Annotated in this window: 18 protein-coding genes and 1 pseudogene; 11 read left to right on the top strand and 8 right to left on the bottom strand. The window is 69.9% G+C overall.

The window, feature by feature from the left end:
- Positions 1-239: 239 nt before the first annotated feature.
- The 6 genes from ABVN73_RS21170 (at position 240) to ABVN73_RS21145 (ending at position 8,828) form a co-directional block, all read left to right on the top strand.
- Entirely contained in the window at positions 240-1,634 is a 1,395-nt protein-coding gene (locus tag ABVN73_RS21170) for a nucleotide sugar dehydrogenase (RefSeq protein ID WP_353861180.1), read from the top strand.
- Positions 1,635-1,677: 43 nt separating this feature from the next.
- A complete protein-coding gene (locus ABVN73_RS21165; protein WP_353861179.1) occupies positions 1,678-3,930 on the top strand; it encodes a polysaccharide biosynthesis tyrosine autokinase in 2,253 nt (750 codons plus the stop codon).
- 95 nt (positions 3,931-4,025) lie between these two features.
- Positions 4,026-5,456 carry an O-antigen ligase family protein gene (locus ABVN73_RS21160; RefSeq protein ID WP_353861178.1) on the top strand — a complete coding sequence of 477 codons (1,431 nt, stop codon included), beginning with the start codon at positions 4,026-4,028 and terminating at the stop codon, positions 5,454-5,456.
- The gene (locus ABVN73_RS21155) at positions 5,453-6,886 is read left to right on the top strand and encodes an oligosaccharide flippase family protein (RefSeq protein ID WP_353861177.1); all 1,434 of its coding nucleotides are present in this window, start codon (positions 5,453-5,455) and stop codon (positions 6,884-6,886) included. Before ABVN73_RS21160 ends, ABVN73_RS21155 begins: the two co-directional genes overlap by 4 nt.
- 35 nt (positions 6,887-6,921) lie before the next feature.
- Positions 6,922-7,845, top strand: coding sequence for a glycosyltransferase family 2 protein (locus ABVN73_RS21150; protein WP_353861176.1), 924 nt, complete (start codon positions 6,922-6,924; stop codon positions 7,843-7,845).
- Positions 7,842-8,828, top strand: a complete 987-nt coding sequence (locus ABVN73_RS21145) for a glycosyltransferase family 2 protein (protein ID WP_353861175.1) — start codon at positions 7,842-7,844, stop codon at positions 8,826-8,828. Before ABVN73_RS21150 ends, ABVN73_RS21145 begins: the two co-directional genes overlap by 4 nt.
- Before the next feature lie 108 nt (positions 8,829-8,936).
- On the opposite strand, the gene ABVN73_RS21140 is transcribed toward ABVN73_RS21145, so the two are convergent.
- Both ABVN73_RS21140 and otnI read right to left on the bottom strand, forming a co-directional pair.
- Positions 8,937-9,827: an AEC family transporter gene (locus tag ABVN73_RS21140; RefSeq protein ID WP_353861174.1), complete on the bottom strand. Its 891-nt coding sequence runs from the start codon at positions 9,825-9,827 to the stop codon at positions 8,937-8,939.
- Between the two features lie 2 nt (positions 9,828-9,829).
- Complete coding sequence (gene otnI / locus ABVN73_RS21135; protein WP_353861173.1) at positions 9,830-10,618, bottom strand: 2-oxo-tetronate isomerase; 789 nt, start codon at positions 10,616-10,618, stop codon at positions 9,830-9,832.
- A 213-nt stretch (positions 10,619-10,831) separates the two neighbouring features.
- On the opposite strand from otnI, the gene ABVN73_RS21130 reads away from it, so the two are divergent.
- Positions 10,832-11,860, top strand: coding sequence for an AbrB family transcriptional regulator (locus ABVN73_RS21130; RefSeq protein WP_353861172.1), 1,029 nt, complete (start codon positions 10,832-10,834; stop codon positions 11,858-11,860).
- Between the two features lie 402 nt (positions 11,861-12,262).
- On the opposite strand, the pseudogene ABVN73_RS21125 reads toward ABVN73_RS21130, so the two are convergent.
- Both ABVN73_RS21125 and ABVN73_RS21120 read right to left on the bottom strand, forming a co-directional pair.
- Positions 12,263-12,592, bottom strand: a pseudogene (locus tag ABVN73_RS21125) (sigma factor-like helix-turn-helix DNA-binding protein); the annotation flags it as partial.
- A gap of 178 nt (positions 12,593-12,770) precedes the next feature.
- Positions 12,771-13,379: a flavodoxin family protein gene (locus tag ABVN73_RS21120; RefSeq protein WP_353861171.1), complete on the bottom strand. Its 609-nt coding sequence runs from the start codon at positions 13,377-13,379 to the stop codon at positions 12,771-12,773.
- A gap of 179 nt (positions 13,380-13,558) precedes the next feature.
- On the opposite strand from ABVN73_RS21120, the gene ABVN73_RS21115 reads away from it, so the two are divergent.
- From ABVN73_RS21115 to ABVN73_RS21105, 3 genes are all read left to right on the top strand, one after another.
- A complete protein-coding gene (locus ABVN73_RS21115; RefSeq protein WP_353861170.1) occupies positions 13,559-14,332 on the top strand; it encodes a M48 family metallopeptidase in 774 nt (257 codons plus the stop codon).
- 183 nt (positions 14,333-14,515) lie between these two features.
- Positions 14,516-15,550, top strand: a complete 1,035-nt coding sequence (locus tag ABVN73_RS21110) for an AAA family ATPase (RefSeq protein WP_353861169.1) — start codon at positions 14,516-14,518, stop codon at positions 15,548-15,550.
- Positions 15,540-16,427, top strand: a complete 888-nt coding sequence (locus tag ABVN73_RS21105; RefSeq protein WP_353861168.1) for a ParB/RepB/Spo0J family partition protein — start codon at positions 15,540-15,542, stop codon at positions 16,425-16,427. The genes ABVN73_RS21110 and ABVN73_RS21105 overlap by 11 nt, the downstream gene beginning before the upstream one ends.
- Before the next feature lie 55 nt (positions 16,428-16,482).
- On the opposite strand, the gene ABVN73_RS21100 is transcribed toward ABVN73_RS21105, so the two are convergent.
- From ABVN73_RS21100 to ABVN73_RS21090, 3 genes are all read right to left on the bottom strand, one after another.
- A complete protein-coding gene (locus ABVN73_RS21100) occupies positions 16,483-17,667 on the bottom strand; it encodes an HPP family protein (protein WP_353861167.1) in 1,185 nt (394 codons plus the stop codon).
- An 89-nt stretch (positions 17,668-17,756) separates the two neighbouring features.
- The gene (locus tag ABVN73_RS21095) at positions 17,757-18,896 is read right to left on the bottom strand and encodes an SbmA/BacA-like family transporter (protein ID WP_353861166.1); all 1,140 of its coding nucleotides are present in this window, start codon (positions 18,894-18,896) and stop codon (positions 17,757-17,759) included.
- 129 nt (positions 18,897-19,025) lie between these two features.
- Positions 19,026-21,053: a HAMP domain-containing methyl-accepting chemotaxis protein gene (locus ABVN73_RS21090; protein ID WP_353861165.1), complete on the bottom strand. Its 2,028-nt coding sequence runs from the start codon at positions 21,051-21,053 to the stop codon at positions 19,026-19,028.
- Positions 21,054-21,383: 330 nt separating this feature from the next.
- On the opposite strand from ABVN73_RS21090, the gene ABVN73_RS21085 reads away from it, so the two are divergent.
- The gene (locus ABVN73_RS21085) at positions 21,384-22,370 is read left to right on the top strand and encodes an aldo/keto reductase (protein WP_353861164.1); all 987 of its coding nucleotides are present in this window, start codon (positions 21,384-21,386) and stop codon (positions 22,368-22,370) included.
- 9 nt (positions 22,371-22,379) lie between these two features.
- On the opposite strand, the gene ABVN73_RS21080 is transcribed toward ABVN73_RS21085, so the two are convergent.
- Complete coding sequence (locus tag ABVN73_RS21080; RefSeq protein WP_353861163.1) at positions 22,380-23,255, bottom strand: LysR family transcriptional regulator; 876 nt, start codon at positions 23,253-23,255, stop codon at positions 22,380-22,382.
- Positions 23,256-23,265: the final 10 nt, after the last annotated feature.

The following is a 23,265-nucleotide window of genomic DNA, read 5'->3' as shown; positions in this document are numbered from 1 at the left end:
TACGACGTTTACGGCTGCCACTTTTTCTATCACGATTGCTGGGTGCTTAGACAAAGCAGCCTAATGTATTCGGTGAGAGGAAACGCCGATCGATCAGTCTTATGAACAGCAAAAGCCAAGGCCCGATGTCAGAACCGGACCTTGGCTTCGGTTTTGTGTCGGTAAATTTGATCTCTGTAATACAGCGCGAATAACGGTGAAACCTCTACGAACAAGAGAGTCGGAAAAGGAGACGTCTTATGTCGAGCAATGAGTTTGCCGACCTGTTGGTGAGCGGGGGTTCGGTCGGCACGTCCGGCATTCCGGAAGCCCTGGCGGCGCTGGAGTCGAAGATCGCGGCGGGCACCGCCAGCGTCGGCGTCATCGGCCTGGGCTATGTCGGCCTGCCTCTGGCGCGGCTGTTCGCGCGGGCCGGCTTCTCGGTGACGGGCTTCGACATCGATCCGGAAAAGGTCGCCAGCCTGAACGGCGGCACCTCCTACATCGGCACCGTGTCGACCGACGAGGTCCGCGGGATGCTGGAGGAGGGCCGCTTCACGGCCACGGCGAACTTCCAGTCGCTGGCCGACATGGACGCCATCGTCATCTGCGTGCCGACGCCGCTGACGCGCAACCGTGAACCGGACATGAGCTGCATCGAGGTCACCACCCGGCAGATCGCCCAGGTGCTGCGCCCCGGCCAGCTGATCGTCCTCGAATCGACCACCTACCCCGGCACGACGCGCGAGGTGGTGCGCCCCATCCTGGAGAAGACCGGCCTCGTCAGCGGCACGGACTTCCTGCTGGCCTTCTCGCCGGAGCGCGAGGACCCGGGCAACGAGACCTTCACCACCGCCCGCATCCCGAAGATCGTCGGCGGCGAGGACCCCAACGCGCTGCGCATCGCCTGCTCGATGTACGGCCGCGCTCTGGAGCGCGTGATTCCGGTCTCGTCGCTGGAAGCGGCCGAGGCGGTGAAGCTGACCGAGAACATCTTCCGCTGCGTCAACATCGCGCTCGTCAACGAGCTGAAGGTCGTCTACGACGCGATGGGCATCGACGTCTGGGAAGTGATCGAGGGCGCCAAGACCAAGCCCTTCGGCTACATGCCCTTCTACCCCGGCCCCGGCCTGGGCGGTCACTGCATCCCGATCGATCCCTTCTACCTGACCTGGAAGGCCCGCGAGTTCGACGTCGCCACCCGCTTCATCGAGCTGGCCGGCGAGATCAACACCCGCATGCCGCATTACGTGGTGGAGCGGCTGTCGCAGGCCATGGACTCCAAGCTGGGCCGCGCGCTGCGCGGGTCGCGCATCCTGGTGCTGGGCGTCGCCTACAAGAAGAACATCGAGGACATGCGCGAGAGCCCGGCGCTGAAGATCATCGATCTTCTGCAGGACCGCGGCTGCGAGGTCTTCTACTACGACCCGCATGTGCCGGAGCTTCCGGAGACGCGCCGTCTGGCCCGCATGGCCGGCACGCCGTCGGTTGCGCTGGAGGAGATCCGGGACGGTGCCTTCGACGCCGCGATCCTGTGCACCGACCACGACTCCTTCGACCTGAAGGCCTTCCTGGACGGGCTGCCGCTGATCGTCGACACCCGCAACGCCTTCGGCAAGGCGGGCATCGTCGACGAGAAGATCGTGAAGGGCTGACCGCCGGCCTGGACCCTCACAGACCGATCCTCAGGAGAATGGGATGGCCGCGTACACTCATGTAGACGGAGCCCTGGGGTCCGAAGCCAGCACCCGGGAGGTCGCGCTCCGCGACCTCCTCCAGGTGCTGCGCCGGCGCCGGAGCACGATCATCGCCAGCGTCCTGTGCTGCACCGCGCTGGCCACCACCGGTGCCCTGCTCTATGAGCCGCGGTTCACCAGCCAGGCCGTGCTCATCATCGACCCGCGCACGACGGAGGTCACGGACATCAACGCCGTGATCTCCAACCTGCCGCGCGAGGCGGCGGCGATCCGGACTGAAATCGACATGATCACCTCGACCGCCACCGCCGCCAAGGTGGTGGACCGGTTGGGGCTGGTCCACGACCCGGAGTTCAACGGCGCCATCGAGCGGCCTTCGGCCATCGACCGCGCCATCGCCGGGATCAACGACACCGTCGGCTACGACCTGTCGCCGCTGCGCCAGCAGATCACCGGCTATCTGAATTCCGCCGGCATCGGCGTCAAGGAGCCGACCTCGCCGGAGAAGGAGCGCGCCGCGGTCATCGCCGACGTGCGCCGCGGCCTCTCGGCGACCAGCGACGCCCAGTCCTACACCATCGTCGTCTCCTTCAAGGCGAAGGAGGCGGAGAAGGCGGCGCGCATCGCCAACGCCTTCGTCGACGAGTATCTGCTCGACCAGCTCCAGACCAAGCAGGAGGTCACCCAGCAGGCCAACAAGTGGCTGGAGGACCGCATCAACGAGCTGCGCGCCCAGGTCGAGGTGTCGGACAAGGCGGTGCAGGACTACCGCGCGCAGCAGGGCCTCGTGCTCGGCGGCACCGGCGGCGAGACCTTCCTGTCGCAGCAGCTGGCCGAGTTGAACCGCGCCCTGGTCGTCGCCCAGACGGAGCGCGGCCGGGCCGAGGCGCGGGCCCAGAACGCCCGGATCGTCGCGCGCAGCCCGACCGAGGGCAACGCGGCCGAGGTGCTCGGCTCGCCGCTGATCCAGCGGTTGGGTGAAGAGGAGTCGGGCATCGCCCGGCGGCTCGCCGAATACCGCACCCGCTACGGCGACCAGCATCCGGCGGTGCAGGCCTACGTCAACCAGTTGACGAACCTGCGCCAGAAGATGCGCGAGGAAGCCACCAAGATCATGGCGGTCATCAACAACGAGGTCGAGATCGCCCGCGCCCGCGAGCGCGAGCTTGAGGCCGCGTTGAAGAAGCTGACCGCCGAGACCGCTGGCGAGTTGGGAGCCAACGTCCGTCTGGCCCAGCTTCAGCGCGAGGCCGACGCCAACCGCCGCGTCTATGAAGGGCTGCTCCAGCGTCTCGTCGAAACGCGCGAGCAGGACGACCTTCAGCAGCGCGACGCCCGCGTCGTGTCCAAGGCGGAGCCGCCGCTGGAGCCGTCCACGCCGGGCAAGAAGCTGTTCGTCGGCGGCGGTCTGGCCGTGGGCCTGCTGATCGGCATGTTCCTGGCCTTCCTGCGCGACCATCTGAACAAGACCTTCCGCAACACCCAGCATGTGGAGGAGACGATCGGCGTGCCGGCCATCGGGCTGGTGCCGTCCCTGCCGCATCACAGGAACGCCAAGCCGGAAGACTATGTGCTCGACCGTCCGCGGTCGGAGTACAGCGAGGCGGTGCGCGCCATCGGCGTGTCGCTCTACGCCCGCGGCGCCCTGAACACCGGCTCCGTGGTGATGGTCACCTCCGCCGTTCCCGGCGAGGGCAAGACCACCGTCTGCCTGACCCTGGCGCGCATGCTGGCGGCGTCCGGCCGGCGGGTCCTGCTGCTGGAATGCGACCTGCGCTGCCCGCGCATCGGGAACGTGCTGGGCGACAACGCCCCGGGCGACCTGAGCGACCTGATCGTCGGCAAGGCGGAATGGCAGGACGTGGTCCAGGTGGATGGCCGCAGCGGACTGCACTACGTCGTCGGCCGCCCGCATTGCGACCACCCGCAGGAGCTTCTGGGCTCGGAGAAGCTGGCGAGCATCATCAAGTTCGCCTCGCTCGAATACGACTGCGTCATCCTCGACACCCCGCCGATGGCGGTCGTGGCGGACGCGGGCGTGCTGACCCGGTCGGCGACGGAATGCCTGTTCGTGGTGCGCTGGGAGCAGACGCCGCGCGCCGTCGTCCAGCGGGCCATCGACCGGCTGACCGAGCTGGGCCGCGACGTGACCAGCGTCGTGCTGAGCCGGGTCGACCTGAAGAAGCTGGCCCGCACCGACGCGTCGGAAGAGGCCTACGGCATGAACGAGGCGCGCCGCTACTACACGCGCTGACCATGACGTGACGGCGGAACGCCCGGCGCCCCGGCGGCCGGGCGTTTCCGTACCCCCGGGCAGGAGTTGACCCGGGGGTTCATCGGGGGAACAGGATGAGTGCAACGCCATTTCCGCGAAACCGAGCCGCTCTGGCGGCGGCGCCCGCTGCCGACGCGCCGCCCGTCCGGCCACGGACGCCGCTCCTGCGCAGCGCCGCCGATCTCACGCCCAGCCTGTTCGATCAGGTGGTGTGCGCCATCGGCCTGATCCTGCTGTGGGACGCGCTGCTGTCGGTGATGATGTCCGCGCCCTCGCAGCGCTTCATCCTGCGCGCGGGCGGCGCGCCGGAATCCTCCGGCGACACCATCAAGCAGCTCATCTTCGCCGCTCTCTATGCCACGGCCCTGCTGCGGATCGTGATGCTCCACGGCGTGCGGGCCTTCCGCTATCTCAGCATTCCCATGGCCCTCATGGTCGTGCTGGCCATCGCGTCCAGCCAATGGTCGCATGACCCGTCGCTGACCATCCGCCGCAGCGTGGCCCTGGTCGGCACGACGATCTTCGGCCTCTATGTCGGCCTGTCCTACGGGGAGGTCGCGCTGGCGCGGATGATCCACCGCGCGGTCTTCGTGCTGGCGGTGCTGAGCGCGCTTCTGGCGGTCGGCCTGCCGAGCTACGGCCTGATGCCGGCGGAGCAGGGGTCGCAGTGGCGCGGCGTCTTCTCCCACAAGAACGGCCTGGGCGACGCCATGGCCTTCGGCCTGACCGCCGGGCTGTTCGTCCTGCGCTCCCGCCCGGTGACCGACACCATGGCGCTGGTCTGGCGGCTTGGCACCTTCGCCATCATGGCCGGCTGTCTCGCCATGTCCGGCTCCGCCACGGCGCTGATCGTCGCCACGGCGGGCATGACCCTGGTGATGCTGGTCACCCACCGGCAGGACGCCGGGTCGCTGGCGCTGGAGCTGTACGGCGGCACCATGGTCATCATGCTGGCCGCCATCTTCGCGCTGCTGAACCTGGAAAGCATCACCGCGCTGCTCGGCCGCGACATCACGCTGACCGGGCGCACGCTGATCTGGGACTTCGCGATCCGGATGATCGAGCAGCAGCCGGTGCTGGGCTACGGCTTCAGCGCCTTCTGGTCGGGTCTGGACGCGCCGGGCGCGCTGTTCTGGCGCACCTCGGGCCGCTTCGACATCCACGCCCACAACGGCTTCATCCAGACAACGCTGGACGTCGGCCTGCTCGGCCTCGGCCTCTTCCTGGTGGCCTATGTGATCTACCTGTCGCGCATCGCCCGGATCGTTCCGGTCGACCGCAGCGGCGCAGCGCGCTGGCACATCGTCTTCGCCATGATGCTCCTGCTCGGCAACGTCGCGGAAAGCAGCCTGCTGATCCAGAACGGCCTGCTGTGGTTCCTCTTCACCGCCTTCCAGACGCGGCTGGCCAAGACGGTCCACGCCCACGCCCTGACCCCGCGTCCGGCGGCGGGACGGCGGCCCAAGCTGCAGAACGGCATCCCGGTGGCGGAGTCGCGGTCATGATGTCGAGCGGCTTCGCCTTCTTCGCGACCCGGATCGCCGTCGGCATCCTGGGCTTCGCGGCGGTCGCGGTCTTCTCGCGCATCGTCACGCCGGAGGCCTACGGCCATTACGCCCTGGTGATGGCGGCGGCGGCGGCGATCAACGCCTGCGGCTTCTCCTGGATGGGCCTGTTCGTCCTGCGCAAATGCGGCGGCGACGCGGCGGAGCGGGACGCCTGGCTCTCCACCGTGGTCACCGCCTTCCTGGTGGTGGCCTGCGGGGTGCTCGCCATCCTGGGCGCGGTGGTCGCCTTCTATCCGGGCATGAACGGCATCGACTATGTGCTGTATCTTCCGGTCATCGCGATCCTGATCTCCTGGTTCGACCTGTCGATCCAGATGTCTCGGGCGCGTCTGAAAGGCTCGGTCTTCGCCGCGAAGTCCTTCGCCAAGGCGCTGTTCGGGCTGGCGCTCGGCTCCGCCTTCGTGCTGATCGGCTGGAAGGAGGAGGGGCTGCTGCTCGGCACCAGCATCGGCTTCCTGCTGGTCACGGCGATCTGGCTGCGCTCCGACCTGAAGGGCATCTCGCTGCGCTGGCCGGCGCGGGAGCGGGTCGGCCTGCTGCTGACCTTCGGCGGTCCGCTGATGCTGAGCCTGATGGTCGGCTGGGCGCTCGATTTCGCCGACCGCTTCCTGATCTACTGGTTCATCGGCGAGGCGGCGGCCGGCGCCTACGCCATGGCCTTCGACCTCGCTAAGCAGCCGATCATGCTGGTGGCCTCGGCGGCCTCGCTGGTCACGCTGCCGATGGCGTCGCGCGCCTTCGACAGCGCCGGCCCGCGCGCCGCGCGCCCGATCATGGCGCAGAACCTGACGATCCTGCTGCTCGTCTGCCTGCCCCTGGTTCTGATGGAGGTGATCTCCGCCCAGGGCATCGTCGGGCTCCTGCTCGGCGAGGCGTACCGCGAGACCGGCGCGGCGATCATGCCGATCGTCGCCCTGTCGGTCTCCATCAGCATCCTGCGCATCTACCACTTCGACCTGTCGCTGCACCTGACGAAGAAGACCGGCTACATCCTGAAGCTGACCATGCTGACGGCGGTGCTGAACATCGGCGCCAACCTGTTCCTGATCCCGCGCTTCGGGGTGATCGGGGCGGCCTACGGCTCGCTGGCGGCCCAGCTCGGCTGGGTGGTGGCCGCAGTCCTCCTGATGCCGCGCGCCGGCGTGCTGGCGGTGCCGGTGAAGGATCTTCTGAAGGTGACCACCGCCGCCCTGCTCTTCGCCGCCGGGCTGAAGATCGCGGCGATGGAAAGCGACCTGCTGCTCGTCCAGCTCGCCCCGGCGGGCAGCCTCTATCTGCTGGCCCTGGCCGTGCTCAACCCCGCCAACCTGATGGGTCAGGTGCGGATCGCGCTGGCCCGGCTGAAACGCACCCGATCCCCGGCATGAACACCATGAACAGGCGTGAGGAAGGAACAGGCACCATGTCGAAAAAGCTGGTGGTTTGCGTGTGCACCTACCGCAGGCCGAAGGATCTTCACCGCACGTTGCTGTCGCTGGAAGGGCTGACCTTCAACCCCGACGCCCCGCTGGACGTCGAAGTGCTGGTGGTGGACAACGACCCGGCGCGCTCCGCCGAACCGCTGTGCCGGGAGATGGCGCAGGACTGGCGCTTCCCCATCCGCTACGCGGCGGAGCCGGTGCCGGGCATCCCGGCCGCCCGCAACCGCTGCCTGGACGAGACCACGGACGCCGACCTGATCGCCTTCATCGACGACGACGAGGTGGCGAGCCCCGGCTGGCTGGACTGGCTGGTGACGGCCATGGAGCGCACCGGCGCCGCCGTGGTCGCCGGCCCCGTCCTGCCGATCTACGAGAAGCGCCCGCCCGATTGGCTGACCAAGGGCCGCTTCCACGACCTGCAGCGCTTGCCCACGGGCAGCGAACCGGCCTATTGCGCCACCGGCAACGTGCTGTTCCGCCGCTCCATCCTGAAGGGCGGCGTGCGCTTCGACCCGGAGCTGAGCCTGTCCGGCGGCAGCGACGTGCTGTTCTTCGAGCAGATCCGCCGCCAGGGCCACCGCATCGTCTGGTGCGACGAGGCGACCATCGAGGAGCATGTGCCGGCCAGCCGCATGACGGCGCGCTGGATCCTGCGCCGCGCCTTCCGCCTGGGCACCTGCGTGTCGCTGACCGAGGCCAAGCTGAACGGCCAGCGCCGCACGCTGGTGAAGCGCTCCACGCTGGGGCTCGCGCACATCGCGCTGAATCTCGCCGCGCTGCCGCTCATGCCGATGGCGCTGGCCTTCGACACGAGCTGGCCGATCCGCCGTCTCCAGAAGATCTGCGTCGGCAGCGGCTATCTCTACGGCCTGATGGGCTTCCAATATCTGGAGTACAAGCGATGAAGGACGTTGCGATGAACGGCGGTGAAGCGAAGAACGGGACGGCGGAAGCCCCGCCCGTCACCGTCAGCGCGGTCATCCCGACGCGCAACCGCCCGCATCTGGTGCTGAACGCCGTGGAGAGCGTGCGCGCCCAGACGCTCAAGGACCTGGAGATCGTCGTCGTCGTCGACGGGCCGGACCCGGCGACCGTCGCGGCGCTGGAGGCGGTGGAGGACCGCCGCCTGCGAATCGTGCAGAACCCGGCGTCGCTCGGCCCCGCGGGGGCGCGCAACGCCGGCGTGCAGGCGGCGCGGGGGGAATGGATCGCCTTCCTGGACGACGACGATGCCTGGGCGCCGGAAAAGCTGGAGCGCCAGCTCGCCGCCGCCAAGGCGTCGGGCGCCACGCTGCCGGTCGTGTCCTGCAGCACGAGCGTCAGCATCGGCGAGCGCCGCTACGTCTGGCCGCAGCGCCGGCCGGAGCCGGGCGAGCCGATCAGCGACTACCTGATCGACCGCCGCAGCCCGCTGTCCCGCCCCGGCTATCTCGCCACCCCGACGATCATGGTGCCGCGCTCGCTGGCGCTTGCCGTGCCGATGCCGGACTACCGCCATTTCGAGGATTGGGGCTGGCTGTTCCGCGCGCTGGATCAGCCCGGCGCGGAGCTGGTCTTCGTCAACGAGCCGCTGTGCTTCGTGGAGATCGACGAGGGGCGCGCCTCGCTGCATTCGGTGGACGACTGGCGCCAGGCCTTCGAGTGGGCGCGCACGCACCGGCCGCTGATGACCGGCAACGCCTACGCCGCCTTCCTGATGACCAAGGTCGTCGGCATGGCCCGCCGCGAGGGCGACTGGAACGCCGTCCGCCGCCTGCTGGCCGAGGCGACCCGAGCGGGCGACCCGAAGATGCGGCATTACCTGATGTTCTTCGGGACCTGCGTGGTGCCGCCGTCCTTCCACCGCCGGGTCCGCGCGGCGACCCATTCGGACGCCGCGACGGCGTGAGGCTTCCACCCTAACCCTCCCCCGCTAACGCAGGGGAGGGAACTGTTTCTCCCTCCCCCGCCCAGCGGGGGAGGGCCGGGGAGGGGGCGTTAGTGCCCCCTCCCCTCTTCACATCACCGCGGCCAGCAGCAGCGGCAGCGTGAGGAACGACAGCGCGGTCGAGCCCAGAACCATTCCGGCGACCTCCTGCGGCGCATTGTTGTAGCGCAGCGCCCAGAGATAGTTGAACACCGCCACCGGCATGGTGCTTTCCAGCAGCACGACGCCGCGCATCGTGCCCTCCAGGCCCAGCACCTCCACCACCGCCAGCCCGGCGGCGAAGCCGAGCAGCAGGCGCAGCGCCGACATGGCCAGCGAGCGCAGCATGCCCTGCATCCGCAGCCCAGCCAGGGCCACCCCCAACGAGAACAGCATCAGCGGCACCGCGCAGTTGCCGAGCAGCGTCGTCGTGTTGGTCACCCATTGCGGCGGCTGGAAGCCGGTCATCAGGACCAGCACGGCCAGCGCGACCGCGTAGATCACCGGGGTGCGCAGCACCTGCCTGGCGTCCGTGCGCCCCGCCGCCAGGGCCGGGCCGATGGTGAACTGGAGGACGGCGAGCGTCGCGAAGAACAGCACCGCCAGCCCCATCCCGGTCTCCCCAAAGGCGAACAGGCAGACGGGGATGCCCATGTTGCCGCCGTTGGGAAAACTGAGCGCCGGCAGATAGACGCGCAGCGGCAGGCGGCTGGCGAGCAGGATCGGCGTCGCCATCAGCCCGGCCAGCGCCATGCTGCCGACCGAGGCCACCGCCATGGTCAGCAGGTCGTCCCCGCCCAGCGTCAGCCGGGCCAGCGAGGAAAAGACCAGACAGGGGGTGGAGACGTTGATCGCGAAGGTGGTGATGAAGGCGCTGTCGTAAGGCAGCTTGGCGCGGCTCCAGCCGAAGCCGAGGGCGGCGATCAGGAACACCGGCACGACGACCGCGGCGATGCTGGACAGGGGGGCGAGCAGGTCCATGGTCAGCGCGCGGCCCGCGTGTTGGCGGCGTGGAACCAGCCCAGCCCGTCCTCGGTGCGGGCGCGGGGCCGGTACTCGCAGCCGATGAAGCCCCGGTAGCCGGTGCCGGCCAGAACCTCGAACAGATAGGGATAATGCACCTCGCCGCGGTCGGGTTCCTGGCGGTCGGGCACGCCGGCGATCTGAACATGGGCGGTGAGATCGGCGTTGGCCCGGATGCGGGTGGCGAGGTCGCCCTCGCTGATCTGGCAATGGTAGAGATCGAGCTGGAGCTTCAGGTTCGGCGCCCCCACGTCTCCGATCACCCGGCGGGCCAGCGCGGTGCCGTTCATCAGATAGCCGGGCATGTCGCGGTTGTTGATCGGCTCGACCAGCAGAGTCAACCCGGCCTCCGCGCAGGCCGCGGCGGCGTGGCGCAGATTGCCGGTGTAGACCGCCAGCGCCTCCTCCCGATCCATTCCCTGCGGCGGGATGCCGGCCATGCAGTGCAGCAGGCGGTTCCCCAGCACCGTGGCGTAGGCGATGGCCGCCGCAACGCCCTCGCGGAACTCCGCCTCGCGTCCCGGCAGGCAGGCGATGCCGCGCTCCCCCGCTGCCCAGTCGCCGGGAGGCAGATTGAACAGCGCCTGGGTCAGCCCATGCTCGTCCAGCGCCGCCTTGATCCGCTCCGCCGGAACATCATAGGGGAAGAGGAACTCCACCGCGTCGAAGCCGGCCGCCGCCGCCGCGCCGAACCGCTCCAGAAAAGGCCGCTCGGTGAACATCATGGACAGGTTGGCGGCGAACCTCATGGCGTCCGTCCTCCGGCTGTTGTGGGCATGGTCCCCTCCCGCGTCGTCTGGGCCGCCGTGGCGGCCGGTTGTTCCGACAATGCCGCAGGCGGACGGTCCGAACAATCGCTGGCCTATGCCGCACACGCTTGTCAGGTGACCGCCCATACCGGTTGCGCGGGATTGCGGGGGACACGCACAGTGCACGGCCCTTGCCGCAGCCGGACCCGACGGATGATGAAGCGACTCGCCGCCACCGCCCTGACCCTCCTTCTGGCCACACTGGGTGGGGGTCTGTTCGCCGTCGCCGGTCTGCCCGCGGCGTGGCTGATGGGGGCGATGACCGCGGTGGCCGGCGGGGCGCTCGGCGGGATGAAACTCCGCCTGCCCTCCCCGCTCGGCACCGCCGCCTTCGTCCTGCTGGGCATTTCCATGGGCGCCGGGGTGACGCCGGACACCCTGCACCAGATGGCCTCCTGGCCGCTCAGCATGGCGCTTCTCGCCGGATCGGTGATGGCCTGCCTGTACGCCTGCTCGGCGTGGCTGGAGCGGGTGCACCGCTGGGACCCGGCGACCGCCCGCTACGCCGCCGTTCCCGGCGCGCTGGGCGCGGTGCTGGTACTGGCTGCGGAGAGCCGGGCCGACCTGCCGCGGGTGGCGCTGGCGCAGAGCCTGCGGCTGTTCGTGCTGGTCGCCGCCATGCCCTGGCTGCTGGATCTGGTGTCGTCCACCCCCGGCCTTCCGCCCCGCCCTGCCCCGTCCGACCCGGCGGGCGCCCTGCCCGAACTGGCCTTGCTGGTCGGCGCCAGCGCCCTGGCCGGCCTGCTGTTCCAGAAGCTGCGCGTGCCGGGCGGCGTGCTGCTGGGCGCCATGCTGGGAAGCGCCGTGCTGCACGGCAGCGGGGTCGTGGACCACCGGTTGCCGAACGGGCTGCTGAACGCGGGCTTCGTGGTGACGGGAGCGCTGATCGGGTCGCGTTTCGCCGGTGTCACGCTGGCGTCCCTGCGGGCGGCGCTGCGCCCGTCGCTGGAAAGCGTGGCGCTGGCGCTCGTCCTGTCCTCGGTCTTCGCCTGGGCGGGGGCTTGGCTGCTCGGGCTTCCCTTCGGCCAGCTCTGGCTCGCCTACGCGCCGGGCGGGGTGGAGGCGATGACCATCGTGGCCTTCGTGCTCGGCCTGGACACTGCCTTCGTCGGCACGCACCACGTCGTGCGCTTCGCCGGGCTGGGCTTCCTGGCCCGCTGGTGGCAGCCCCGCCGCGGCTGAGCGGACGCCTTACAGCCCGTCGAAGAGAAGCTGCGCCGGCGGCTCCGCCTTGCGCTTTTTCTTCTTCTCTTTGGGCGCCTTCTCCGCAGCCGGCTTGTCCTCGGGTGACTGGTCCTGGGCGGCCGTATCCTGGACGTCCGGGTTCAAGGCCATCTCCACCCGCTCAAGAGGAGCCGGCCCGGGCGTGGGAGGAGGCGGAGACATCTCCACCGGCTCGGGAGCCTGTGCCGGTTCCTCCGCGGCTGGCGCCTCCACGGGCGGTGTTTCCACGGGCGGCGCAGCGACAGGCGGCGAGTCCTCCGCCACGGTCTCCTGGACCGGCTCCACGGCCGCGTCCTCGGCCGGCTTCTCCGCCTTTTTCTTCTTCGGGCGGGACGGGCGCGGCTCAATGCCCGTCCCGTCCTTGACGCGGGCCTTGGCCTTGTCGCGGGCGATGGCCTCCGGCGCGTTGGGATCGTCGTTCAGCCACTTGCCGCGCTTGATGACTTCGTTCACGCGCCCCTGGTTGACGCCGAGCTGGAACGCGATCTCCTGCTGGGTCATGTCGGTGGTGCGGTGAAGCTCCAGGATCTGCGCGGCGAGTTCCGGAGTCATCTTCTTGCCAACGACGCGCCGCGCCGGACGGATCGACCGCTGGGCCTTGTCGCGCTCGCGCAGCTTGCCCAGGATCTCCAGGGCCTCCGTGTTGCCCGCCGTCTTCAAGGCTTCTTCGAATTCCTTGAGCGTCGCCACCCGTTCCTCCTGCCACCATCCAACCGCGGCGACGCCATCGCATCGCCGGCCTACAAGACCGACTATACATGGAATCGCGCGGGCGGTTGAGAAGGCTCTTTTCCCGGACATCCACAGAATGGCACGGCCGGGAGGGGATGGCGTCGCGACGCTATTAGACGTCTAATCGCAGTGAGCGTCATTCGCCGGGATACTGTTTCTCCTGCAGGAAGCGCGCGAGATGGGCGGCGTTGCGCGCGGCCATGGCCGAGGTGGAGACGACCTTGTCCGGCACCCTGTCCAAATCCTGGAAGTCGGTCTTCTGCATCGCCTCCCCCACCCAGTAGCAGACGGCGTTGGCGGCGAGCGTGAAGCCGACGTCGTTCAAGGCCTGGAACAGCTCCGCCGAGACATGGTGGGCGCCGTCCTCGTTGCCGACGACGGCCACCAGCGCGACCTTGCCGTAGGACACCATGCGGCCCTGATCGTCCGTCTCGCCGAGGAAGGCGTCCATGCGCTCCAGCACCCGCTTGCACACGCTGGAGGGCTGGCCCATCCAGATCGGCGTGCCGAGGATGAGGATGTCCGCCTCCAGCACCTGGCGGCGCAGGTCCGGCCAGGCGTCGCCCGGCCCCTCGTCCGAGGTGACGCCGGGCTTCACGTCATGGTCGGCGACGCGGACCGGCGCCCCCACCTCCACTCCATGGGCCGCCAGATCCTTCTGGAGCAGGCCGATCATCGCGTCCGTCGATGACGGCTTTCCCGACGGCTTCAGGGTGCAGTTCAGCGCGAAGGCTTTGATCGGCATGTCGATCTCCAGGTTCGATCCGCCGTGTGCCGGCGGTGACGGGAAGCAACATCCCGCCCCGCAAAACGTTGCGGCTTCCAGAACCCGCGCACCAGAATCATGACCACCGAATTGCCCCGGCACAGTCCATCCGCCATCGGATAGGATGCGGCGGACAGAACCACAACGGAGGAACAGACATGCCGACCATGACCGTCCGACCCATGTGCCTTGCCGCGGCGCTGGCCGGGTCCCTGGCGCTGGCCGGATGCGCCGGAAACTCGACGGGGCTCGGGCTGAACCTCGTCTCGCAGGAGCAGCTCGTCGAACTCGGCCAGCAGGACTGGCAACGCCTGATCCAGTCGACCCCGGCCACCACCAACGCCAGTTACCAGCGCCGCGCCGAGCAGATCTCCGCCCGCCTGCTGCGCGCCGCCTCGCTCGACCCCGCGGGCTGGGAGGTGCGCGTGTTCAAGGGCCAGGAGGCCAACGCCTTCGCCCTGCCCGGCCAGAAGATCGGCGTCTATGAGGGGCTGTTCCAATACGCCAAGACCGACGCGCAGCTCGCCGCCGTCATCGGCCACGAGATCGCCCACAATCTGGAAGGCCACGCCGCCGAGCGGGTGAGCACCCAGATGGCCACCGACGCCGGCACCAGCATCCTGGGGGCCGTGGCTGGGGCGAGCGGGGTCGGCGGCAGCGAGATGATCGCCGCGGCGCTGGGCACCGGCGCGCAGTACGGCCTGCTTCTGCCCTATTCCCGCAACCAGGAGCTGGCGGCCGACCGCGCCGGCCTGCTGATGATGGCCCGCGCCGGCTACGACCCGCAGGCGGCCATCGAGCTGTGGCAGAACATGAAGCAGGCGGGGAACGAGCCGCCGACCTTCATGTCAACCCACCCGGGCACGACGGACCGCATCGCCGCGCTGCAAAAGCTGATGCCCGAGGCAAAGGCGGCCTACAAGCCTGGCTGACCGGAGCGGCGGGTGGTGCCGTGCCGCACCGCCCGCCGGGGGCCCGTCTCGAGGGAAAGGCCCGCGAGAAAATTTTCTCGCCGAATGTTGACTCCCCTCCCCTGCTCCGGAGTCAACATTCCGGCTTGACCGGACTCCGGCGCCGCGCAAAAGTGGCCTTGGGGCAAGGCAGGGGAATGAACCATGCGCGGCGAGGACATCAAGGCGTTCCGGGAAGGCCGGACGCTGAACCAGCCGGATTTCGCGGCTTGGCTGAACGAAAAACTCGGCCGGAAATACGACAAGGCGAAGATCTCGCGCTGGGAAAACGGCAGCGAGAAGATTCCGGCCCCGGTCATTTCCCTGCTGCTGCAGGAGAAGATCGGAACGGTGACGCAGCATGGCCCGGCGCTGATTTGTGCCGCGGCCAACCGCAAGGGCGGCGTGGGCAAGACGGCCTTCACCGTCAACACCGCCACCCTGCTCGCCCGGCACTTCAAGGTTCTGCTGATCGACGCGGACCCCCAGGCCAACGCCACCATCCATCTCGGCATCAACTCCATCGAGCGCGAGCGTGAGGAGAAAACCCTCTACTACGCGCTGAAGGCGTCCGTGGAGGCGCTGAAATCGCGGGGGAAGGGGTTCGACCTCGGCGATTACATCGTCACCACCGACAGCGGTCTGGACGTGATCCCCAGCGGCATGCGGCTGGGCGACGCGGAGGCCGAGCTGCAGAGCCAGTCGTCGGGGGACTGCGCGCTTCGGGAATGCCTGGATGGCGGGGCGCGGCAGAGCTACGATTTCATCTTCGTCGACACCCCGCCGCATTTCGGGATGCTGGCGCGCAATGCGCTGACCGCCGCCAACACCGTCGCCATTCCCTGCCAGACCGAGATGCTGAGCGTCGCCGGCGTGGAATTCCTGCTGGAGAACCTGGACATGATCCGCCGCCGGGCCAACCCGGGGGTCAGCGTTCTCGGCATCCTGCCGACGATGTTCAACGCGCGGCTGACCCAGGACCAGGCGTCGCTGGACGACATCCGCAAGCTGTTCGGCGCGAAGCTGCGCGTCTTCGGCCCGATCCCGCGGGCGACCGTCTACGCCCAGGCGGTGGCCGCCGGGCGCGCCGCGCTGGAGGCGGTGCCGGACGCGCCGGGCTACGAGGTCTATCAGGCCGTCGCCGACGCGCTGATTCAGGAACGTGCCCGCATGCCGGAGGTGATGGCCCATGTCGCGTAAACTGGCCCGGACGAACACCGGCGTGCTGACCACCGCGGCGGCGGAGCGCCAAGCCCGCGAGGAGGGGCAGGGCTTCAACCGCCGCGGCCCGGTCGTCGTGGAGATCGACGTCGGCCGCATCGTCACCAACCCCGACCAGCCGCGCCGGCATTTCGACGAGGCGGACATGGAGGCGCTGAAATCCTCCATCGCGCAGCATGGGCTGGCCCAGCCGGTCGGCGTGCAGCAGCTGGGTGACGGCCGCTTCCAGCTCGTCTTCGGGGAGCGGCGTTTCCGCGCCGTGCGGGCGCTCGGCCATCCGACCATCTACGCTGTCACCGTGACCGGCGCGTCGGACGAGCTGGCGCTGATCGAGAACGTCGTCCGCGCCGACCTGTCGCCTTTTGAAGAGGGCGACGCCTACGCCCGGCTGATGGAACGCCACGGCTACCGGCAGGAGGATGTCGGGCGGATCGTCGGCAAGGACCGGGTGGACATTTCCCGCGCGCTCCTCATCAGCCGCCTGCCGCAGCGCATCCGCGACGAGTACCCGCTGCACCGTCCGGCGCGCTACCGGCTGGTGGAGATCGCGCGGCTGAAAGGGGAGGGCGAACAGCTGCGCGGCTGGGACGCGCTGGTCACCGAGATGACCCGACGCTCCACCGATGGGGAAGACGCGCCGGCGCCCGCGGTCGCGAAGCCCCGCTCCGGCGCCGTCCCCACTGGCAGCGCCCTGCCGAAGCCGCTGGCCAAGGCGATGTTCGGAGCCCGACAGACGGTCGCCAGCGTCCGTGAACGGGGCTTGGCCTTGGCGGACATCGACCGGGAGACGCTCCGCGCCATCCGCGACGACATCGACGCCATCCTCGATGCCGGGAAGGGCAGGGGAGGGGAGTGAGAGACACCGGCTCCGCGAGAAAATTTTCTCGCGGAGCCGTGACGCCCGGCGCTGTTCAGTGGCCCGCCGAGGCCAGCGGCGCGGCCGAGGTGCGGGCGCTGTCCAACGATTGCAACAGGTTCGTGCGGGCCATGACCATCAGAAGGTCGGTCTGGGTCACCACGCCCAGCAGCCCGCCGCTTCCGTCCACGATGGCGACCTCGTGCGTGCCCCCGTCCGACAGCGGGCCGAGCAGGCGGAAGGCCGGGGTTTCCGGGCCGGCGGTCACCGGCGGGTCCATCACCGCCGCCACCGTCGCGGCATCCCCGACCAGATGCTGGTGCCCGACCAGACCGACCACCACGTTGCGCCGGTCCACCACCGGCAGGGTGCGGAAGCTGTGCTCGATCAGGCGGGCGCGGGCCACCTCGGGATGGGCCTCCGCGCTCACCGTCACCACGTCGCGGGACATGATGTCGCCGCAGATGATCCCGCCATGCATCCGCTCCATGGCGTGAAGCTCCGCCTTCTCCAGAAGGGCGCTCAGGTCGTCGCGGTTGACGTCCAGCGCCTCCCCCAGCTCGCGGATCGCCTCGTCGAGGTCGTCGGCGCTCAGGCCGGCGCGCGCCCGGGGCGGCGGATCGGCGGTGCCGTGGCTGTTGGCCGGCTTGGGCGGCGCCCGGTGCGGGTAGGAATGGCCGGAGAAGCGATGGAACATCCAGCCCGCCAGCACCAGCAGGATGGAGTTGACGGCGACCGGGTAGAACACGAACTGCATCCCCGACGCCGCGATCGCCGGACCGCCGATCACCGCAGTCAGCGCGGCGGCACCGCCCGGCGGGTGCAGACAGCGCGTCATCGACATGGTCGCGATGGCCAGAGCCACCGCCACCCCGCCGGCCAGCATCGGGTCGGGGATCAGCGCAGCCACCATCACCCCGACCAGCGCCGACAGGGTGTTGCCGCCGATGATCGACCAGGGCTGGGCGAGCGGGCTTGCCGGCACCGCGAACAGCAGGACCGCCGACGCCCCCATCGGCGCCACCAGGGCCGGCGCGCTGGTGAGGTTGGTCAGCAGATTGTGGCAGAGCAGGCCCGTCGCGGCCAAGCCGATCATCGCCCCGCAGCAGGCGATCAACCGGTCCCTCAAATTGGCGCCGGGCAGAATGGGCCTGAACAGGGCAAGGCGGCGGCGGTTTTCACGTTTCTTCAGCAGAGTGATTTTCCAGCGGCGCAGCAGGAGCCGTATCTCGCGGTGCATTCGGCCCGGTCCCTCCCAAGGTTTCGGCGTGCGGCGGCAGGATAGAACCTCAAGCTAAGTTGAGGTCAAACGGAAAGTGCCGGGCCGCCTCATCGTTTCCGCGCGGTGTTGCCGCCATCGGACCGAAGATCGGGCGTGGGCGCCTTGACCGCGGGCAAGGGGGCGATCCCGTCCAGCGCCTGCTTCAACCCCAGCACGCGCTCCACCGAGGCTGTCCATTGGGCGGCGGTCGCCAGATTGTCGATGGGCCAGGACAGCGCCGCGACGGCCTGCTGAAACGCCTGCGCGGTCTGCATCATCACCCCCAGCGTGATCGCCCCCGCGGCGTAGCGGGGCGCCACCACCAGGATGGGAAAGACCGCGGACAGCACCGAGTAGGACGCGCCGAAGGCCATCACACGGACCAGGGCCCCGGTCTGCCCCTCCCAGCCGCGGCGTACCCCGCCGAACAGAAGGGCGATGCGGCCGCGCTCCACCGCCTCGCCCTGCTGCCGGGCGATGACCGGGGCGTTCTCCCGCACCCGCGCCAGCCCGAAGCGGAAATCGGCCTCCAGCCCCTGCCGCCGCTCCGCCGCGCGGACCAGCGGGCGGGCGACGGCAATGGCGGCGGCGGTTCCGGCGGCGGCGAAGGCCAGGGCGAGGAGAAGCAGATGGCCGGGCAGGGCGAGGCTCACACCGCCGATGGCGACAGGCACCACGCCGGACAGCCGCCACAGGATGCCGGCGAAACTGACCAGAAGCAGCAGGCAGTAGGTCAGCGAATGGCCCAGATCGACGGCGAGTTCGGTGACGACGCGGACGTCCTCGGCGATGCGCCCGTCCGGGTTGTCGTGGTCGCCGGGGCGGGAGGGGAGGGCCAGCTCGCGCCCGTCCGACACCCAGTCGCCGACCAGCCGCCGGGTCAGCCACGCCCGCCAGCCGAACTGGAGGCGCCGCTTCACCCACAGATGCGCCACGGTGACGGCGATGTTGAACAGCAGGATGCCGCCCGCCGCCGCGGCCATGACCGGCAGGCGGCCCATCGCCCGCTGCTCCAGCGCGTCGAACAGGCGCTGGCTCCACAGGTTCATCATCACCGGCACGGACACCTGCGCCACCGTCAGGGCCAGCAGGGCCGCCGCCAGCAGCCGCACCGGCCAGCGGTCCCGTCCCGACCAGTAGCCTCCGGCCAGCCCGGCGAAGCGCCGGACAAAACCGGAGGCGGTCCCTGGGGAAAGCCCTCTCGCCATGACCGACCATCCCGGCCGCTCAATTCCGCGCCCAACCGAGACGCCCGTCCCTCAGGCGCCTCCGTTCAAACCTATCACCGTTCCGGCGGAGGGGAACCGGAACAAGCGGCGATTCCCCCTCCTGCCGGATCAGGCCGCCCGGACGGTGGCGATGAAGCTGCGCACCTCGCTGCGCAGCCGCTCCGCCTCGGCGGCCAGCTCCTCCGACGTGCCGTGGACATGGCTGGCGGCGCTGCCGGTTTCCGACACCGCCGTGCTGACGCCGGCGATGTTGCGCGACACCTCCTCGGTCCCCTGGGCGGCCTGGGAGACGCTGCTGGCGATCTCGCGGGTCGCTGCGGCCTGCTCCTCGATGGCGGCGGCGATGGTGGTGGCGATCTCGCTCATCCGGCCGATGGTCTGGCCGATGCTGCCGATGGCCTTCTGCGCGCCGCCGGTGGTCTGCTGGATCTCCTGCACCTTCGACTGGATCTCGTCGGTCGCCTTAGCGGTCTGGTTGGCCAGCGCCTTGACCTCGCCCGCCACCACGGCGAAGCCCTTGCCGGCCTCGCCGGCCCGCGCCGCCTCGATGGTGGCGTTCAGCGCCAGCAGGTTGGTCTGGGCGGCGATGCCGCTGATGATCTCCACCACCTGCCCGATCTGCTCGGCGGCGGTGACCAGGGCGCGCATGGTGCGGTCGGCGCCCTCCGCGTCGGTCACCGCCTGACCGGCGATGCGGGTGGAGATCTCCACCTGCTGGCCGATCTCGGCGATGGAGGCCGACAGCTCCTCCGTCGCGCTGGCGACGGTCTGCACGTTGGCCGAGGCCTCTTCGGAGGCGGAGGCGACCAGCAGCGAGCGCTCGCTGGCGTCCGCCGCGGTGCCCGACAGGGTGCTGGCGGCGTTGTGCATGCCGCCGGCGGCGCTCGCCACCGCCTCGACGATGCCCTGGACGGTCGCCTCGAAGGTGTCGGCCATGCGGATCATCGTGGCGCGGCGCTGCTCGGCGGCCTGACGCTCGGCCTCCTCCTGGGCCTTGCGCATGCGCTCCATCTCCTCGGCGTTGGACTTGAAGACCTGGAGGGCGCGGGCCAGCGCCCCGATCTCATCCTTTCGCCACCCCTCGTCCACCTGCACCGTGCGGTCGCCTTCGGCCAGCCGGCCCATCGCCCCGGTGATGGCGCCGAGCGGGCGGGTGATGGCCCGCGAGATCATCCAGGCCAGCAGCAGGCCCAGCGCCACCGCGGCGGCGGTCACCGCGGCGCCCTGGCGTTCGGCGGCGGTCACCGCGGCGGCGGCGCTGATCTCCAGCCCCTTCAGGATCTCGGTGGAATGCTGGCGGATCGCGCCGATCTTTCCGTTGATCTGGGCACCGGCGCGGGTCAGCGTGTCGGCGTTGACGCGGCCCATCTCCTCGGCGATGGCGGCGATGCGCTCGATGCCGGCGGTGTAGCGCGGCAGTTTGGCGAGCACCTCCGTGCGCTTCGCGGCGCCGGGGGAGTCGGCCCAGCCCTTGGCCTCGCCCTCGACGTCGGCGGCCACCGCCGCCAGATCCTGGCGGATGCGGGCCAGATCCTCGGGCTTCGTCTCGGTCACGAAGCGGGCGACCAGAACGCGCACCAGCAGAAACTGCTCGCTCACCCCCGCGGCCTGAACGGTGCGGTCCAGATTTCCGGTCTGCCGCTCGGCGGTCACCAGATCGCTCAGCGTCCGCCGGATGTCGGCGCCCAGCTTGTTGACGACCTCCGCCACGATGCCGTCCCGTTCGGTGCGCAGGGCAACCAGACGGTCGAAGCCGGTCAGGAAATCCCGTTCAAGCCCACGGATCTCCTCCACCGCCTGACGGTCGGCGCCGTCGCCGATGCCGGGGGCCGCCTTCTCCAATTGCCGGCGGAAGTCCGCGGCGGTGGCGCGGAAGCGGTTGGCCGCGCCGTCGGTCCCTGAGACGAGAAACTCCGCCGCGGCGCCCAGCGCGTCGGACAGCGCGGTGTCGGCCTCCCCCAGCGTCAGCGTGACGTCCGATTGGGCCGCGTAGCTGTGCAGCGCGGTGTCGCTGGACCGAAGACCGGTCCAGGACACCGCCCCCAACGTGACCAGCAGGGCCAGCGTGACCCCGAAACCGGTGTAGACCTTGGTGGCGGTGCGCAAATTGGCGAAGGCGCGAAGGGAGGTGGTCATGATGGGATGTCCTGCCTGGGGTATTTTTTGTTCGGCGTCGGTGGCCCGCACCGGATCAAATCATTCTCAAATTCCATACCAACTCCCAATCCCTGCGCAATTGCTGTTCCACCCAGCAAAATTCCCGAGTTGGCCGCGCGGTTGTTGCTTCCCAACCGTTGCAAAATGCCAACGCGCTCCCATCCGCGTTGCAAATTGCCACGCCGGCGTCGGCAGGTTGCAAATGGGAACGCCGGGACCCTCCCGGTGTTGAGGGCCGGTGTCGAGGGAAGCGCCGTCAGAGCGCACCCTGGAACCCCCGCGCACGCACGGAACAACGAGAGGTCGATCATGCCGGACAGCAAGCATTTCGCTCCGCCCGGACCCATCGGGTTTGGTGGCGCTCCGCTCGGCAACATGTTCGAGGAGGTGCCGGACGACGTGGCGGAGGCCACCCTGGCCGCCGCCTGGGACGCCGGCATCCGCTATTTCGACACGGCGCCGGAATACGGCCCCGGCATCTCGGAGCACCGGTTCGGCCATGTCCTGCGCAACCGCCCGCGCGACGAGTTCGTCCTGTCCACCAAGGTCGGGCGCCTGCTGCGCGCCGACGCCAGCAAGGGCGGGCGGCACGGTCCCTTCGTGAAGGGGCTGCCCTTCCGGGTGGACTACGACTACACCGCCGACGGGGTGCGCCGGTCCATCGAGGACAGCCTGCAACGGCTGGGCATGGCGCGCATCGACATCGCCTACATCCACGACTGCGCCGAGGACGCCCACGGCGACCGCTGGCTGGAGGTGTTCGACACCGCCATGAAGGGCGCCGCCGTGGCGCTGACCAAGCTCCGTGAGGAGGGCGTCATCCGCGGCTGGGGCCTGGGCGTCAACCGGGTGGAGCCCTGCGTGATGGCGCTGGAGCGCGCCGATCCCGACGTCTTCCTGCTGGCCGGGCGCTACAGCCTTTTGAACCAGCCGGCGCTGGACACCCTGTTCCCGCGCTGCCAGGAGCGCGGCGTCCATGTCGTGGTCGGCGGCCCCTACAACTCCGGCCTGATCGCCGGGGGCAGGAACTTCGAGTACCAGGAAGCTCCGCCGGACAAGGTGGCGGCGCGCGACCGGCTGGCCGAGATCGCCAAACGGCACGGCGTGGACCTGCGGGCGGCGGCGCTTCAGTTCTGCGCGGCGCACCCTGTCGTCGCCTCGGTCATTCCGGGCACCAAGAACCCGCCGCGCGTGCAGGAGAATGTGGCGCTGATGAAGCAGCCGATCCCGGCGGACTTCTGGCGGGAACTGAAGCAGGCCGGCGTCCTGCCGGAGCAGGCGCCCACACCGGCCTGACGCTCCGTCCTAGTCCTCCGCATCGACGGCGGCGGCGATCCAGTGGCGGAAGCTCTGCATCGCCGCCGTCTCGGGACGGGAGTGCAGGCGGGTCAGCCAGTAGCGGCCCGCCGGCACCTCGATGGCGAAGGGGCGGACCAGCCGGTCGGTGGCCAGATCATGGCCGAACAGCCGCGCCGGCAGCAGCGCCACCCCGGCGCCCATCGCGGCTGCGGCGGCGATGGTGGGGGAGGAGTCGAAGACCGGACCGCGGATGGCCGGGCAGGTCACCCCGGCCAGCGCGAACCAGCGCTGCCATTCCTCGACCCGGTAGGAGCGCAGCAGCACCTCCCGCGCGAGGTCCGCCGGGGCGGACAGCCGTTGCGCCAGCGCCGGGGCGCAGAGCGGGGTCAGCGGGGCGTCGAGCAGCGGCACCGCCTCCACCCCGTGCCAGGAGCCGTCGCCGAAGCGGATGGCGAAGTCCAGCCCCTCGCCGGCCAGATCGACCCGGTTGTTGTTTGTCAGGATGCGCAGGTCGACCGCCGGGTTCGCGGCGGTGAAGGACGGCAGGCGCGGCAGCAGCCAGCCCGTGGCGAAGGTCCCCACCACCCCGACCGTCAGCACCTCTTGGTAGCGCCCCTCGGCAAAGCGGTCGAGCGTCGCGCCGATGCGCTCGAAGGCGTCCATCAGCACCGGCACCAGCGCCGCCCCCTCGTCGGTCAGGGCAAGGCCGCGCGGCAGGCGGCGGAACAGGGTGACGCCCAGCCGCGCCTCGAGCGTGCGGATCTGCTGGCTGACCGCCGCTTGGCTGACGCACAGCTCCAGCCCGGCGCGGGTGAAGCTGAGATGGCGGGCCGACGCCTCGAAGGCGCGTAGCGCGTTGAGCGGAAGCTGGGGGCGGGCCATGGACAGCTAT

The sequence above is a fragment of the Azospirillum formosense genome, assembly GCF_040500525.1.
GTDB classification, from domain to species: Bacteria; Pseudomonadota; Alphaproteobacteria; order Azospirillales; family Azospirillaceae; genus Azospirillum; species Azospirillum formosense_A.
Note: the sequence above shows the minus strand (reverse complement) of the source record. Positions and strands in the feature narration are given on the sequence as shown.